The 14,863-nt window shown below is 58.2% G+C and carries 13 protein-coding genes and 3 tRNA genes; 11 read left to right on the top strand and 5 right to left on the bottom strand.

The window, feature by feature from the left end:
* Positions 1-2: 2 nt before the first annotated feature.
* The 3 genes from argG to PHQ58_RS14855 all read right to left on the bottom strand — a co-directional run bounded on the left by argG (position 3) and on the right by PHQ58_RS14855 (position 2,257).
* Positions 3-1,346, bottom strand: a complete 1,344-nt coding sequence (argG, locus tag PHQ58_RS14865; protein WP_300112220.1) for an argininosuccinate synthase — start codon at positions 1,344-1,346, stop codon at positions 3-5.
* Between the two features lie 177 nt (positions 1,347-1,523).
* Entirely contained in the window at positions 1,524-1,841 is a 318-nt protein-coding gene (locus PHQ58_RS14860; protein ID WP_300112219.1) for a pyrimidine/purine nucleoside phosphorylase, read from the bottom strand.
* Positions 1,842-1,897: 56 nt separating this feature from the next.
* Positions 1,898-2,257 (bottom strand): ArsC family reductase, encoded by a 360-nt coding sequence (locus PHQ58_RS14855; protein ID WP_300112218.1) that lies wholly within the window; start codon positions 2,255-2,257, stop codon positions 1,898-1,900.
* Between the two features lie 79 nt (positions 2,258-2,336).
* Between PHQ58_RS14855 and folC the strand changes: the two genes are divergently transcribed.
* From folC to PHQ58_RS14805, 10 genes are all read left to right on the top strand, one after another.
* Positions 2,337-3,653 carry a bifunctional tetrahydrofolate synthase/dihydrofolate synthase gene (gene folC / locus PHQ58_RS14850; RefSeq protein WP_300112217.1) on the top strand — a complete coding sequence of 439 codons (1,317 nt, stop codon included), beginning with the start codon at positions 2,337-2,339 and terminating at the stop codon, positions 3,651-3,653.
* A gap of 44 nt (positions 3,654-3,697) precedes the next feature.
* Positions 3,698-4,489, top strand: coding sequence for an SPOR domain-containing protein (locus PHQ58_RS14845; RefSeq protein ID WP_300112216.1), 792 nt, complete (start codon positions 3,698-3,700; stop codon positions 4,487-4,489).
* Positions 4,490-4,499: 10 nt separating this feature from the next.
* Positions 4,500-4,988 (top strand): CvpA family protein, encoded by a 489-nt coding sequence (locus PHQ58_RS14840; protein WP_300112215.1) that lies wholly within the window; start codon positions 4,500-4,502, stop codon positions 4,986-4,988.
* Between the two features lie 52 nt (positions 4,989-5,040).
* Positions 5,041-6,540, top strand: coding sequence for an amidophosphoribosyltransferase (gene purF, locus PHQ58_RS14835; RefSeq protein ID WP_300112214.1), 1,500 nt, complete (start codon positions 5,041-5,043; stop codon positions 6,538-6,540).
* A gap of 2 nt (positions 6,541-6,542) precedes the next feature.
* The gene (locus tag PHQ58_RS14830) at positions 6,543-7,757 is read left to right on the top strand and encodes an O-succinylhomoserine sulfhydrylase (protein ID WP_300112213.1); all 1,215 of its coding nucleotides are present in this window, start codon (positions 6,543-6,545) and stop codon (positions 7,755-7,757) included.
* Between the two features lie 3 nt (positions 7,758-7,760).
* Entirely contained in the window at positions 7,761-9,149 is a 1,389-nt protein-coding gene (gene gltX, locus PHQ58_RS14825; protein ID WP_300112212.1) for a glutamate--tRNA ligase, read from the top strand.
* Positions 9,150-9,212: 63 nt separating this feature from the next.
* Positions 9,213-9,288, top strand: a tRNA-Ala gene (locus tag PHQ58_RS14820).
* 32 nt (positions 9,289-9,320) lie between these two features.
* Positions 9,321-9,396, top strand: a tRNA-Glu gene (locus tag PHQ58_RS14815).
* Between the two features lie 89 nt (positions 9,397-9,485).
* Positions 9,486-9,562, top strand: a tRNA-Asp gene (locus tag PHQ58_RS14810).
* Positions 9,563-9,954: 392 nt separating this feature from the next.
* Positions 9,955-11,817, top strand: coding sequence for a N,N-dimethylformamidase beta subunit family domain-containing protein (locus tag PHQ58_RS14805; protein ID WP_300112211.1), 1,863 nt, complete (start codon positions 9,955-9,957; stop codon positions 11,815-11,817).
* Positions 11,818-11,824: 7 nt separating this feature from the next.
* Here PHQ58_RS14805 and PHQ58_RS14800 read toward each other — a convergent pair whose 3' ends face one another.
* Positions 11,825-12,721: a DMT family transporter gene (locus PHQ58_RS14800; RefSeq protein ID WP_300112210.1), complete on the bottom strand. Its 897-nt coding sequence runs from the start codon at positions 12,719-12,721 to the stop codon at positions 11,825-11,827.
* The gene (locus tag PHQ58_RS14795) at positions 12,718-13,212 is read right to left on the bottom strand and encodes a methylated-DNA--[protein]-cysteine S-methyltransferase (RefSeq protein WP_300112209.1); all 495 of its coding nucleotides are present in this window, start codon (positions 13,210-13,212) and stop codon (positions 12,718-12,720) included. The genes PHQ58_RS14800 and PHQ58_RS14795 overlap by 4 nt, the downstream gene beginning before the upstream one ends.
* A 265-nt stretch (positions 13,213-13,477) precedes the next feature.
* On the opposite strand from PHQ58_RS14795, the gene PHQ58_RS14790 reads away from it, so the two are divergent.
* Positions 13,478-14,863: phosphomannomutase/phosphoglucomutase (locus PHQ58_RS14790; protein ID WP_300112208.1), on the top strand; the 1,386-nt coding region annotated here is incomplete at its 3' end.

Raw genomic sequence — 14,863 nt, 5'->3', positions numbered from 1 at the left:
GCTTATTTAGGCTCGTCGTTTTTCAAGCTCAAGAAGTCGCCATCAGATCCCAGCGACAGCAAGCCCGCTTTGGCATAAATGCTCAGCTTGGCACGCGTGTCGGTGATGTCCAGGTTGCGCATGGTCAGCTGGCCAATGCGGTCCAGAGGTGAAAACGGCGCGTCTTCCACCTTTTCCATGCTCAGGCGCTCGGGCGCGTAGGTCAGGTTGGGGGACTCGGTGTTGAGCAGCGAGTAGTCGTTGCCGCGGCGCAGCTCAATGGATACCGTGCCGGTCACAGCGCGGGCCACCCAGCGCTGGGCGGTTTCCCGCAGCATGATGGCCTGACTGTCGAACCAGCGGCCCTGGTACAGCAGGCGGCCCAGTTTGCGGCCGTTGTCGCGGTACTGCTCAATGGTGTCTTCGTTGTGGATGCCGGTCACCAAACGCTCGTAGGCAATGAACAACAACGCCAAGCCAGGGGCTTCGTAAATACCGCGGCTCTTGGCTTCAATGATGCGGTTTTCGATCTGGTCACTCATGCCCAAGCCGTGGCGGCCACCAATGCGGTTGGCTTCCAGAATCAGGCTGACCAAATCAGGGTATTCAACGCCGTTCAGGGCCACCGGGCGGCCTTCTTCAAAGCGCACCGAGACTTCTTCAGCCTTCACCACGCAGTCTTCTTTCCAGAACGGCACGCCCATGATGGGGTTGACGATCTTCATGCCGCTGCTTAAAAACTCCAGGTCTTTGGCTTCGTGCGTGGCGCCCAGCATGTTGCTGTCGGTGGAGTACGCCTTTTCAGCGCTCATCTTGTAGCCAAAACCGTGCGCAGTCATGAACGCAGACATCTCGGCGCGGCCACCGAGTTCGTCGATGAATTGCTGGTCCAGCCAGGGCTTGTAGATTTTGAGTGCTGGGTTGGTCAGCAGCCCGTAGCGGTAGAAGCGCTCGATGTCGTTGCCCTTGAAGGTGGAACCATCGCCCCAGATGTTCACATCGTCTTGCTTCATGGCGCTCACCAGCATGGTGCCGGTCACAGCGCGGCCCAGCGGCGTGGTGTTGAAGTAGGTGGCACCCGCGGTGGTGATGTGAAAGGCGCCTGCTTGCAGCGCGGCAATACCTTCGGCGGCGAGCTGTTGGCGGCAGTCGATCAACCGGGCCTTTTCAGCGCCATACTCCATCGCCTTGCGTGGGATCTCGTCGTAATCCGACTCGTCAGGCTGGCCCAGGTTGGCGGTGTAGGCGTAGGGCAGGGCGCCTTTGAGTTTCATCCAGTGCAGGGCCGCGCTGGTGTCAAGCCCGCCCGAGAAAGCGATGCCGACCTTTTGGTCGACGGGAATGTTTTGAAGAATGGTATTTGACATGATTTTGGCCTCTAGCCCTTATGGAATAAGCGTGAGTAACTATAAAAAATAATATTCACAAATGTCTCGGACGGGCTAAAAATTGTCCCAGCTAGGCGCGCCGCCGCAGACAGTACGTCCTTGTACGGCAAGGCGGCGCAACGACGCTGGGGCACTTTTTAGCCCGTCATCCAAAAATTAGCCGAAGTGGCAGATGTAGTGGTACGGCTCGGTGACGCGAATGTCAAAGCTGGAATCGCCTGGAATGCTGAACGTGTCACCCGGTTTGGAAGTCAGCCAGGCCTCGGTGCCGGCCAGTTTGTAGTCGCAACTACCCGCCACACATTCCATGATTTCTGGCGCACCGGTATTGAAGGTCAAGGTGGCGGGCAGCACCACACCGACTGATTTTTTGGTGCCGTCGGCAAATGTGATGCCATGGCTGACGCACTTGCCGTCAAAGTAAACGCTGGCTTGGGTGGTAACGGACACGCCGTCAATGTGGGTGGTGGTCATGATGCTGGTATTTCCGGGCGATGAAAGCTTTGGATTTTAGGGGCGCTTGGTTTTGCTCAAAGGTGCGCCTTAAATACATCAACATCAAAGCCAACGCTGATGCTGCCATCACCCCACACCACCACCGGTCGCTTGATGACACTGGGGTTCGCCAGCATCAGGGCGGTGGCTGATGCGTCATCTACCACTGCCAGACGGGTGGCCTCATCGAGCTTGCGCCAGGTGGTGCCTTTGCGGTTCACCAATGTCTGCCAACCAACTGCCGCCAGCCACTGCGGCAGCAACGCAGCAGGTACGCCTTGTTTTTTGAAATCATGAAAAATATAGGCGACGCCTTGCGTGGTCAGCCAGCTGTGGGCTTTTTTAACGGTGTCGCAATTGGGGATGCCGTAAACGGTGAGGATGGGGGTATTCATGCCCGCCATCATGCCATTGCGGTCAAAATTGTCCCGCTGGCGCCGGGTTTACCCTGCACTGGGAGACAATTCAGGCCGTATGACATCAACGCCTCAAACCCTTCAAGACTGGCTCGCCCACTGCGAGCAACTCCACCCCGTCACCATTGACCTCGGCCTGGACCGCGTGCGCACCGTGGCCGAGCGCATGGGCATTCGTTTTTCTTGCCCGGTCATCACCGTGGCCGGCACCAATGGCAAAGGCTCCACCTGTGCCATGCTTGAATCCATTCTGATGCAGGCGGGCTACCGCACCGGGGTTTACACCTCGCCACATCTGGTGCATTTTGAAGAGCGCCTACGGCTCAATGGCGACCCGGTGAATGCTTCCTATTTGGTAGCTGCTCTCGCAGATGTGGAAAGGGCTAGAAGCCAAAATGATCAAAATATCTCGCTCACCTACTTTGAGTTCACCACGCTTGCCATTCTGGACGTGATGCGTCACCAGACGCTTGACGTGGTGATTCTTGAAGTCGGCTTGGGGGGGCGCCTGGATGCTGTGAACATCATCGAGCCCGACTGCGCCATCATCACAAGCATTGACCTGGACCATGTGGCGCTGCTGGGCGAAACCCGGGAGGCCATTGGCTACGAGAAGGCCGGCATCATGCGCACCGGCAAACCAGTGGTGGTGAGCGACCCGCTGCCGCCGCAAAGCGTGCTCGACCGGGCGCTGGAAGTTGGTGCAGATTTGTGGCGCGTTGGGCAAGACTTCAACGTGTCGGGTGACAAGCAGCAGTGGAACTGGGCCGGGCGCGGCAGGCGTTACAGCGGCTTGGCGTATCCGGCCTTGCGTGGGGCCAATCAGCTGGTCAATGCCGGCGGTGTACTGGCGGCGCTCACCGCGCTGCGCGAGCGCTTGCCGGTTACCGCGCAAGCGGTGCGCAATGGACTGGTGTTTGCCGAACTGCCAGGGCGTTTTCAAATTGTGCCGGGCCAACCGACGCTGGTGCTGGATGTGGCGCACAACCCGCACGCGGCTGCCGCGCTGGCCCTCAATCTGGACGCCATGGGGTATTTCCCCACCACACACGCGGTGTTTGGTGCCATGGCCGACAAGGACGTAGCGGCCCTTTTAAAGCGCCTCAACCCCTTGGTTGACAAGTGGTATTTCACAGATTTGCCGACCGCCCGCGCCGCCAGTTCCGCGGATCTGATGCAGGCTTGGCAAGCCCAAAACACCCGCAAAGATGCCAGTGCCAGCACCCACCCAGATCCCGAATCGGCACTGCAGGCGGCCCTCGCTGGCGCAGACCCCGCTGATAGAATCGTTGTCTTTGGGTCGTTCTACACCGTAGGCGGCGTGGTCAGAGACGGGGTGCCCCGCCTACAGGCCAAACATCTGCCTGCCGCCTGATATTTCCTGGTTTCCTTCGACTGATTTCTATCAACTGATCCAGCATGCCTTTCTTCAAGTTTCGCAAAGCTGCCGACGAGCCCGCCAGTGCGCCCCCTGCGCCACAGAGCATTGATGCCCTGCGCCAGCGCGCCAAACACCGTTTGGTAGGGGCTAGTGTGTTGGTGCTGTTGGGGGTGATTGGCTTTCCGTTGCTTTTTGACAAGCAACCGCGCCCGATTGCCGTCGACATGCCCATTGACATACCTGACCGCAACAAGGTAGTGCCACTTGCCTTTCCGAATGCCACACCTTCGCAGTCAACGCCAGAATCAACAGCCCCAGCGGCCCCAGTCGCTGCGCCAGCAGAGGTGTCGCCCAATGCTGTGGGCAATCCAGCCAAATCCCGTGTGCTCGCTGATGAGCCTGGCGTAATCACCGAGGCCCCTGAAAAGAACAAGCCTCAAGCTCCCGTTGAAAAAGCAGTTGAAGCTATAAAAAGTGAAGCAAAAGAGGTGCCAAAACCTGCCAGTCCGGCCGCCCCTGTTGTGGCTGCCAAGCCGCTGGAGGCTGTCAAAGCACAGTCTTTGCTGGATGGCAAGACGGTGGATTCACCTGCTGCGGCAGTGGGGCGTTTTGTCGTCCAGGTTGGGGCGTTTGCCGACGCGACGCGCGCGCATGAGGTTCGCCTGAAGCTGGAGCGGGCCGGCCTGAAAACTTACACCAATGTGGCTGAGACCAAGGACGGCAAGCGAATTCGCGTGCGAGTGGGGCCATTTGCCGCCCGGGCCGAGGCTGAAAAAGCTTCTGAAAAGATCAAAAAGCTGAACTTGCCAGCCGCGCTGCTGACGCTTTAAGACGGTGAGCATGCCCGCGCTGGACTGGATTTTTGCAGCCGTGCTGTTGGCGTCCATGCTGTTGGGGGCTTGGCGTGGTTTGGTGTTTGAAGTTTTGTCCTTGCTCAGTTGGGTGGCCGCATTCGTGCTGGCGCAGTGGTTGGCGCTGGATGCCGCGCAGTATTTGCCAATGGGTGGTTCCAGCGACATGATGCGATATGCCGCAGGGTTTGTGCTGGTGTTTTTGATGGTTGTTGTGCTGGGTAGCCTAGTCGCAGTGGTGGTTAAAAAGCTCACCACGGCCGTGGGCTTGCGCCCGGTGGACCGGGCGCTGGGTGCTGTGTTCGGGTCTGTTCGGGGTGTGCTGCTGCTGCTGTTAGCTACTGTGCTGGTGGACCTGACGCCAATGAAATCAAACCCAGCCTGGCAAGCGTCGGTAGGGGCCGGGGTGGCAGTTGTGGTGCTGAAGGGCTTGAAACCGGCGTTGCCTGGCCACCTGGAAAAGTTTTTGCCAACCTGAATTAGTTGTTGATATTGGCATTGAATTAGTCGTTGAAAAAGATTGGAAAACTATGTGTGGAATTGTTGGTGTTGTCAGCAACGCCCCGGTAAATCAGCTCCTGTATGACGCTTTGTTGCTCCTGCAGCACCGCGGCCAAGACGCTGCGGGCATCGTCACCCAGCAGGAGCGTAAATTCTTCATGCACAAAGCCAAAGGCATGGTGCGTGATGTGTTTCGGACCCGTAACATGCGCTCACTTCCAGGAAACTGTGGCTTGGGGCAAGTGCGTTATCCCACAGCCGGCAATGCATTCAGTGAAGAAGAAGCACAGCCTTTCTATGTCAACGCACCCTTTGGCATTGTGCTGGTGCACAACGGCAATCTGACCAACGCGCATGCCCTCAAGGCCGAGTTGTTCAGCACCGATCACCGCCACATCAACACTGAGAGCGACTCCGAGGTGCTGCTCAACGTGCTGGCACATGAGATTGAAGCGACCACGCGCGGCATGCCGCTACGGCCACGTGATGTGTTTGAAGCAGTTCGCAAGGTGCATCTGCGCGTCAAGGGGTCTTATGCCGTGATCGCGCTGATTGCCGGCCATGGTGTGCTGGCATTTCGTGACCCATTCGGCATTCGCCCGCTGTGCATGGGGCGCAGTGGCGACACCTGGATGCTGGCCAGCGAATCGGTGGCGCTGGAAGGCACGTCGCACCAGTTTGAGCGCAATGTCGAGCCCGGTGAAGCCGTGTTCATTGACCTCAAGGGCAATATTCACAGCCAGCAATGTGCTGCGAACCCGGTGCACAACCCGTGTATTTTTGAATTTGTTTACCTGGCCCGGCCTGATTCGGTGATGGACGGCATCTCGGTGTACCAGGCGCGCCTGAACCTGGGTGAGTCCCTGGCCAAGCGCGTGATTTCGACCGTGCCGCCCAATGAGATTGACGTGGTGATCCCAATCCCTGAGTCCAGCCGCCCAAGCGCGGCGCAGCTGGCGCAATTGCTGGGTTTGCCTTACCGCGAAGGTTTTGTGAAAAACCGTTACGTGGGTCGCACCTTCATCATGCCTGGGCAATCGGTGCGTAAAAAATCAGTGCGCCAAAAGCTCAACGTGATCGCCAGTGAGTTCAAAGGCCGCAACGTGTTGCTGGTGGACGACTCCATCGTACGCGGGACCACGTCCAAAGAAATTGTGCAAATGGCCCGCGACGCTGGTGCCCGCAAGGTCTATATGGCCAGCGCAGCACCGCCGGTGCGTTACCCCAATGTGTATGGCATTGACATGCCTAACCCGCAAGAGTTGGTGGCTCACAACCGCACCGTGGAAGAGATTCGCGAGATTATTGGCTGCGATGCGCTGATTTATCAGGATGTGGATGGCATGAAGAAAGCCATTGGCTCACTCAACCCCACGATCAAGAACTTTGATGCCTCCTGTTTTGACGGCATCTACGTCACTGGCGACATCACGCTGGAAGACATTGTTCGCCTCAATGCCAGCCGCGTCGGCGGCGATGAAAGCCAGGAGGAAACGTCCCGCCTGGCCTTGCCTAATCACGAAGACTAACCATGACGGCAAAGAAACTCCCTGACAACTTGCATCGCGACACCTTGGCGGTGCGCACGGGCATCGAGCGCAGCCAGTATGGCGAAAACTCAGAGGCGCTTTACCTGACCAGCAGTTTTGTCCAGCCCGACGCAGAAACCGCGCGCAAGCGTTTTGCCAATGAGGAAGACGGCTACACCTACACCCGCGTCGGCAACCCCACCGTGACTGCCATGGAGCAGCGGCTGGCGGCGCTTGAGGGCACCGAGGCGGCGATCGCTACCTCCAGTGGTATGGCTGCTATTTTGTTGTTGGGCATGGGTTTGTTGCGCGCGGGTGACCACGTGGTGTGTTCGCAGTCTGTGTTTGGCTCGACCTTGCGGCTGTTTGCGGTCGAGTTTGCCAAGTTCGGTGTGGAAACCACTTTTGTGTCGCAAATTGATGTGGCGCAATGGCGCGCGGCCGTCAAGCCCAATACCAAGCTGTTGTTTGCCGAAACGCCGACCAATCCCTTGACAGATATTTGTGACATTGCTGCACTGGCCGAGGTGGCGCACTCAGGGGGTGCGCTGCTGGCAGTCGACAACTGCTTTTGCACACCCGCCCTGCAACGCCCGGTTGAATATGGTGCGGACTTTGTGATTCATTCCGGCACCAAGTACCTTGACGGTCAGGGCAGGGTGGTGGCAGGCGCCATTTGTTGCAGCCAGAAATACGTCAATGATGTGTTTTGGCCGATCAACCGCACGGTGGGTGTGGTGCTGTCGCCGTTCAACGCCTGGGTGGTCACCAAAGGCATGGAAACCTTGGCCATTCGCATGCGCGCCCAGTGCGACAGCGCGCTGGCCCTGGCCACCTGGCTGCAGACGCAGCCCAATGTGGCGCATGTCTATTACCCAGGTTTGGCATCGCACCCGCAGCACGACTTGGCCATGCGCCAGCAAAGTGGCTTGGGCGGGGCCGTGGTGTCGTTTGATGTACATGCATCGGATGCTGCACAAGGCCGCAAGCGGGCGTTCCATGTGATTGACAGCACACTGGTGTGCTCGGTGACAACCAATTTGGGGGACACCAAAACCACCATTGCGCATCCTGCCACCACGTCCCACGGCCGCATGACTGAAGACCAGCGGCAAGCCGCAGGCATTGGCCAGGGCCTGATCCGCATCGCCGTGGGCCTGGAGCATCTTGACGACATCAAGGCTGACCTGTTGCGCGGCCTGAACACACTGAGCTGACCCATGACACAAAAAACCCGTACCCGTTTCGCGCCTTCACCCACTGGCTTTATCCACCTCGGCAACATTCGATCCGCCTTGTACCCGTGGGCGTTTGCCCGGTCTACTGGCGGCGACTTCATTTTGCGCATTGAAGACACCGACCTGGAGCGTTCCACCCAGGCTGCTGTCGATGTGATCATCGAGGGCATGAGCTGGTTGGGCCTGGACTATGACGAAGGCCCGTTCTACCAAATGCAGCGCATGGACCGCTACAAGGCGGTGTTGGCTGACTTGGTGACTGCAGGTCATGTTTACCCTTGCTACATGAGCATGACGGAGTTGGACGCCCTGCGGGAGCGTCAGACTGCGGCCAAAGAAAAACCACGCTACGACGGCACTTGGCGACCAGCGCCGGGCAAGGTGCTGCCCGCTATTCCCGAAGGTGTGCAGCCGGTGTTGCGTTTCAAGAACCCGCAAGGTGGCTCGGTCGTGTGGGAAGACAAGGTGAAAGGTCGCATTGAGATCAGCAACGACGAACTCGATGACTTGGTGATTGCACGCCCTGATGGCACGCCCACGTACAACTTCTGTGTGGTGGTGGACGACATTGACATGGCCATCACCCATGTGATTCGCGGTGACGACCATGTCAACAACACGCCACGCCAAATCAACATCTTCAAAGCCTTGGGCAAAGAGCCCCCGGTGTATGCCCATTTGCCCACCGTGCTCAACGAGCAGGGCGAAAAAATGAGCAAGCGCAACGGCGCCAAACCGGTGACACAGTACCGCGAAGAAGGTTATCTGCCCGATGCCATGGTGAATTACCTGGCGCGTCTGGGCTGGAGCCATGGCGATGACGAGATTTTCAGCCGGGCGCAGTTTGTTGAGTGGTTCAACCTGGATCATTTGGGTAAAAGTGCTGCGCAGTTTGACGAAGCCAAGCTACGCTGGGTCAATGCCCAACACATCAAAATCACCGCCGATGAGGTGTTGGTGCCACTTGTGGAAGCGCAATTGCTAAAACGGGGCCTTGCGGCAGATGAGCGTCTGCCACGCATTTGTGCGCTGTTCAAAGACCGTTGCGACACCACTGTGGTGCTGGCCGAATGGGCGGCAGTGTTTTATGCGGATGTGCAACCCGCTGCAGCGGATCTCGCCCAGCATGTGACCGATGCCATCAAACCCGCGTTGACCATGCTGGCAGATCGATTGGGCACCTGCGCCTGGGACAAAGCCAGCATCGCGACCGAGATCAAGGAAGTGCTGAAGGCTTGCAGTCTGAAAATGCCACATTTGGCCATGCCCGTGCGTGTGCTGGTGGCCGGAAATGCCCATACACCGTCCCTGGATGCGATGCTTGAATTGTTCGATCGCGAAAAAGTTATCAGCAGATTAGAAACAGCCTGAAATTCACACTATAATTTGAGGCTTGGAAACAAACACTGCTTCTAAACAAAGTGGTGTTATTGAGGGGGTATAGCTCAGCTGGGAGAGCGCTTGCATGGCATGCAAGAGGTCAGCAGTTCGATCCTGCTTACCTCCACCATTGTTTTCAAGAGACGGAAGTCCAAAGGTTATGACCCCATCGTCTAGAGGCCTAGGACACTACCCTTTCACGGTAGGTACCGGGGTTCGAATCCCCGTGGGGTCGCCAGTTTACTGAAAAGTAAAGTGGCGCAAGTCGGTAACGGTTTGTCCGCAAGGACAAATGACTTGACTCGAAAGAGTAAACGTTAGCTACCAGGAGTGGTAGTTCAGTTGGTTAGAATACCGGCCTGTCACGCCGGGGGTCGCGGGTTCGAGTCCCGTCCGCTCCGCCAAATTAGTCATTGGTTTCAATGACTTACGAAAAAGCCCTACCTTAAAAGTAGGGCTTTTTTTATGCCTACAAATTTTGCAGTTGGTCAAAATTTGTTCGACGCAGTGTTGCTCTAAAGCTGAGATCGGGCGACAAAAGAAGAGGCTCAACTGCGCCTTAATTTTTGAAAAATTGCCATGCGATGGTAAATAGCTCACAAACTCAAGAAGAATCAATTGAACTATCGACATTTTTCTGACAATGGCGCGGTTTGGTAGCAAATTGCTGTTGGCTCGTCTGAGCCAACTCCCATTTCTTGTAGCTCAACGGTATCTCGCTTGACATCTGTTTAGGATGTAGCCAAGTGAAGCGTCGACGTGGTTGTTTGCATTTTCAATAAGGGAGGTATTCACCATGGCTTCAAAACACTTGACCCGGCGTCGCTTTGTTCAAGCGGCGGGCATGGCCAGCACCACATCTTGGCTGATGGACTCGGCTTGGGCGGCCAGTACAAACCTGGAAGGTTATGCCTCGGCCACGTCGGTCAAGCAGGGCGGGAAAATCACTTTTTATGCGCGGGACCCGCAGGGCCAGAGTCTGAGCTTGCTCAGTAAGAAATTTGTATTGGCTGTGGCTCGCGTTGGTCTGGCCGACCAGACTTTGCTGACCACAAACGTCAGCCTGTACAACTGCTCGGTGCCATCCAATGCCTCTGCGGCGGGTTGTGGTTGGCCGACGGCTTACACCCTGAGCGTGCCTGCCAACTGGCCCAGTGGCATTTATTACGCTGCCATTGGTTCTGGCAACCGTTTGTGTTGTGTGCCTTTCGTGGTTCGCCCGAAAACGCCTACGGCCGGTGTCAAGGTACTGGTTCAGGTGCCAGTCACCACCATGCAGGCTTACAACAACTACGGTGGCAAAAGCATGTACGCCTACAACTCCACGGGTGGCGTGCCTGCCACCAAAGTGTCGTTTGACCGGCCCAACGCCGACCCGCTGAGTTTTGCCTTTGACCCCTGGCAAGCCCCCTTGGTGCGCTGGCTGGCCAAAAACGGCATTGCCGCCGACTTCTGCACCAGTGTGGACTTGCATCAAGACTCTGCTTCACTCAATGGGTATAAGTTGTTCCTGACGGCGGGACACGACGAATACTGGTCACGCAATATGCGTAGCCGATTTGACATCTTTGTGGGTGCGGGCGGTAATGCGGCAATTTTCAGCGGCAATACCTGCTGGTGGCAGGTGCGCTTTGAGGCCAATTCTGGCGGCACGGCCAATCGCACACTGGTTTGCTACAAATCACGAAGTACCGACCCGGACACGCGCGAGGCCTATAAAACCACCAACTGGATCAGCTTGGTACCGCCAGACCCTGAGAACAGCAGCATCGGGCTGGGCTGGAATCTGGGTGCTGCTTGGGCCGGGTCACTAGCCCGTCCGGACACGCCCTACGTGGTTCAGCGCGGCGAACATTGGGCATTTGAGGGTGCCGGCCTGCTTACCGGTGCAAATTTTGGCGGTGCCTATTGCGGCTATGAAGTGGATGCGCTGGACTTTCGCACCGGCCTCGACGGTCGCGCCTACCCCACTGCTGCGGACGGCACACCCGCCACGCTGCGGGTGCTGGCGCTGGCCGATGCCAGCACCTGGGATGCCAAGTCCCTTGCCATGGGTGGCCCTGGCGAAAAGTCAGGCTATGCAGCCATCAGCATCCACTCGCGCGGCGGGGCGGCCGGTGCGATCTTCAATGGTGGCACGATCGACTGGGTGCGCGCCTTGCAGCCTGAGCTGGATGGGCAAATTGCCACACCGTTCAGCCGCATCACCCGCAACGTGGTCACCCGCCTCAGCGCGCCGTATTTTGAGAGTGCCGATGTGCGCAAGTGGCATAACGTGCAGGTCAGCGGCGACGGCTCGCGTTATTTCTACACGGTTGGGGCTGACGCGCCAGCCGGGGCGGTGCTTGACGGATTGGCGTTTCGGGCTTACGCCGCACCCATTGCCAACACGGTTCCGGTGTACCGATACAAGGCAACTCAGGCCAACGGTGATGGTGACAGGTACATTTACAACCTCAACGCCAACCTGGGCTTGGGCTGGACACCTGATGGTATTGCTTTTCACGCCTTCGCCAGCGCGGTGGCAGGCAGTGCGGCCATTTACCAGCACCACATTGTTCAGGCCAATGGTGACGGCTGGCGGCTCTTTTACTCGCCACTGATGATTGAGCCCGGCTGGACGTTTGACGGTGTCGCGTTTTTTGTGCCAACGGCCTGACAAGGCCTCAGGCACGCGCTTTGAACAATCCCATCGACAAGGCCGTGCCGCACAAAATTACCGCGCCACAGATCAGCATCCAGGCGGTCACGGATTCGCCCAGAAACACCACGCCGTAGATCACGGCAAACACTGGTATTAAAAATGTCACGGTGAGTGAACCTGCCGCCCCGACCTTGTCAATCAGCCTGAAATACAGCACGTAGGCCACGCCCGTGCAAAGCACCCCCACCACCAGCAGCGCTAGCCAGGCGTTGACGCTGGGCATGGTGGCCGGCCAAAACAGCAGTGTTGGCAATGCCAAACCCAACGTGGCACCCAGTTGGCTGCCGGTAGCCACCACAAGCGAGGGCACGCCGCTCAAATAACGTTTGGTAAAACTGGCCGCCAAACCGTAACACAGGCAGGCGCCCAAACACGCCAGCACGGCCCAGCCCGTGACCAAGCCGGAGGCATTGGGCTTGAAGCTGGCTTTGCCTGATGCCAGCATGGCGACGCCGACAAAACCGATCAAGAGCCCGATGATTTTCATGCCGTGTGGCCGGTCCTTCAGCCAGAACCAGGCCACCAAGGCCCCAAACAGCGGCACAGTGGCGTTGAGTAGCGAAGACAGCCCGGTGCTGATCGACAGCAGCGCATAGGCGTACAGCGCAAACGGAATGCCTGAGTTCAACAGCCCCAGGAAAAAGATCTTTTTCCAGTGCGCGCGCAAGGCCGGCACCTGCCCGCGCAGCAACAGCAAAGGCAGCAAAAACAGCGCGGCGATGGTCACACGTATGCCTGCGGTGGGCAGTGCGCCAAACTCGGTGGCGCCTAGTCGGGTAAATAAAAATGACGCACCCCAAATGGCGGCCAGTGCTACAAACTCAGCCAGCCAGGGACTCGCAGGGTGTGGGGACTTCAACGTGCGCCTTCAAGCTGCAGCAGTGCGGCTTTGCGCTCAAGCCCGCCGGCGTAGCCGGTCAGGGCGCCTTTGGCCCCGACCACGCGGTGACAGGGCACGATGATGCTCAAGGGGTTGCGACCCACGGCGCCACCCACGGCACGCACGGCAGCTGGGTTGCCAATGAGCGCGCTCAACGTCTGGTAGCTGCAGGTTTGCCCCGGTGCAATGGCCAGCAGCGCCTGCCAAACGCTTTGCTGAAACGCGGTGCCGGTGCTCAGGTCCAGCGGTAGCTCGAAGCTGGTGCGCTCCCCGGCAAAGTACTGCGTCAGTTGCGCGGCGGCCTGCTGCAGTACCGGGTGCGTGGGCGCTTGCGCAAAGCCAGACAGATCGGGTAAGTGAGCTTGGCCCTCAAACCAGACGCCGACCAGGCTTTGGTCAGCCGCAGCCATGGTGATGCGCCCCAAGGGGCTGGCCATACTGGTGATTTGTGTGTGTGCAGGAAGTTTCATGGTGTTTTAGGCCTCTAGCCCTTTAAATTATTGCGTTAGAAGCTATCAAATAAGAAGTGTCGATGAGACACTTGTGATGCAACCGATGGCGCTCTGTTCATGTGAACGATCATAAGCGCGCGGCATGTGGACATCCAGCCAAGAGCGCATCGCTACCAGCCGATGACTGCCGCTAGCAGCTGCCATGGCCGATGTCTTAGCCGTGCCTGGCCCCTACAATTCAGGGCGAAAAAACATGCAACAGACTCAGCCAGGGAACCCCACAATGCAACTCACAGCCACTATTTTCAAAGCCTACGACATTCGCGGCGTGGTGCCCAGCACCATTGATGCATCGGTGGCCGAAGCCTTGGGCCGCGCCTTTGGCACCGTGGCGCTACGTGAGGGGCAAACAGCCGTAGCAGTGGGCCGTGATGGTCGCCTGAGTGGCCCGGACTTGAGCGCTGCCCTGATGCGTGGCCTGATGGCAGCCGGTGTTGAGGTGATCGACATCGGTCTCGCCACCACGCCCATGCTTTACTTTGCCGCCAACACACTGTGCGCCAGTGGCATCCAAGTCACCGGCAGCCACAACCCCAAAGACTACAACGGTTTCAAGATGGTGCTGGCCGGGCGCGCCATTTACGGCGATGAGATCCAAAACCTGCGCCGCATGATGGAAGATGAAACCTGGGAGCTGCGCGCCGGTGGCCAGATTCGCACGGTGGACGTGCTGGTCGCGTACACCGCGCGCATCATTGGCGACATCAAATTAGCGCGCCCATTGAAGATCGTCGTGGACAGCGGTAACGGCATCGCCGGCGCATCTGCGCCCGGCATATTGCGTGCGATTGGTTGCGAGGTCACAGAATTGTTCAGCGAGGTCGATGGCAACTTTCCCAACCACCATCCTGACCCAAGCAAGCCTGAAAACCTGCGTGATGTGATGGCCGCGCTCAAGAGCAGCGACGCCGAACTGGGCCTGGCGTTTGACGGCGACGGCGACCGCTTGGGGCTAGTCACCAAAGACGGCAACACCATTTACCCGGACCGCCAGATGATGCTGTTTGCCCAGGATGTCTTGAAACGTGCGCCTGGTGGCACCATCATTTTTGACGTGAAATGCTCGCAGCGCCTGGCCCCGGCCATTGAAGCGGCAGGCGGTGTGCCCATGATGTTCAAAACTGGGCATTCGCTGATCAAGGCCAAGATGAAAGAGGTCAACTCGCCGCTGGGTGGCGAGATGAGTGGCCACATCTTCTTTAAAGAGCGCTGGTTTGGCTTTGACGACGGCACCTATGCGGGTTGTCGCCTGCTGGAAATCTTGAGCCAATCACCAGATGCCAACACGGTGCTGAATGCTTTGCCCACCAGTTTTTCCACGCCAGAACTCAACGTGAAATGCGCTGAGGGCCAGCCGCAAACACTGGTGGCGCAACTGGTTGCCTCGGTGAACTTCCCCGCACCAGCCACCCTGAACACCATCGATGGCCTGCGGGTCGATTGGCCCGACGGTTTCGGCCTGATTCGTGCCTCCAACACCACGCCGGTGCTGGTGCTGCGCTTTGAAGGCCACACGCCTGAAGCGTTGACACGCATCCAAACCGCCATGATGGCGCTGCTGCACCAGGTGCTGCCCGGCGCTGTCACCGACGAGGCGGCACAAGATCGG

The organism is Rhodoferax sp., from assembly GCF_028688795.1.
Classification (GTDB): domain Bacteria; phylum Pseudomonadota; class Gammaproteobacteria; order Burkholderiales; family Burkholderiaceae_C; genus Rhodoferax.
Note: the sequence above shows the minus strand (reverse complement) of the source record. Positions and strands in the feature narration are given on the sequence as shown.